This window comes from Nocardioides jensenii JCM 1364 = NBRC 14755, from assembly GCF_001552535.1.
GTDB classification, from domain to species: Bacteria; Actinomycetota; Actinomycetes; order Propionibacteriales; family Nocardioidaceae; genus Nocardioides; species Nocardioides jensenii.
The window spans coordinates 1-856 of record NZ_BCRJ01000181.1; the positions used below are offsets into that span (position 1 = coordinate 1).

Sequence of the window (856 nt, forward strand, 5' to 3'; positions counted from 1 at the left end):
CTCCAGGCGGACGGTCGGGAAGGCATCAACCTTGCCGAACTCATCACCAGACGACATCCCGAACGAATCGAAGTGACGATGCGGAATCCCGGTGAACCGCGCACTCGTCGTCAGATACCGAGCCGTGTACGCCGCACGCTCCCGATCCGTCTCATTCGGACCAGCACCATGCACCGTCATGTCCATGTGCACCGTCGCATCACCAGCCTTCAACGCCGCACCACCCACCCGCGGGAAGTCCGACTCCAGCGACGGGTAATCCAGACGAATGTCATCGCCAGCCACCCGGTTGTACTGACCCAACGGACCCGCCCGATGCGAACCCTCCAAGAACTGAAGCGTCCCCGACTCCACCGGAAGATCCACCAACGCCACCCAAATCGTCAACGCACCCTGACGATCAAAAGGCCAGTACGGCCAATCCTGGTGAAACGCAGTAGGCAGACCCTTCTCCGCCGGCTTGATGAACGCCATGTCCAAAATGAACTTGGCCTCCACCGCACCCATCAACTTCAACGCCGTGTCCGCAAACCTCCGCGACGTCGCCACACCATGAAAGAACTCATCCTTCCACGCCATCCCATCCTGCATCCGCAACACCTGCTGATACTCAGCAGTCGTCAACCACTCCTCATCAGCACCGACCTCGAGGTCACCAAACGACTTCAAACCCTCATAGATGGCACCAGCCTGCTCCGCCGACAACAACCCCGGCAGATGCACCCACCCATCCGACTGAAAACTCGACACCTTCTCCTGCGACAGCGCATAAGGCTCCACCAACTCATCCACCACACGCCCACGCACCACATCACGGTCCTCGACCGACGACACCTCACCCATCACAAACACCTTT

At 59.6% G+C, this 856-nt stretch carries 1 protein-coding gene; it reads right to left on the reverse strand.

The window, feature by feature from the left end; genetic code table 11:
- On the reverse strand, positions 1–843 hold an 843-nt coding region (locus NJ4_RS24850), incomplete at its 3' end, for a phytanoyl-CoA dioxygenase family protein (protein WP_157551352.1).
- Between the last annotated feature and the right edge of the window lie 13 nt (positions 844–856).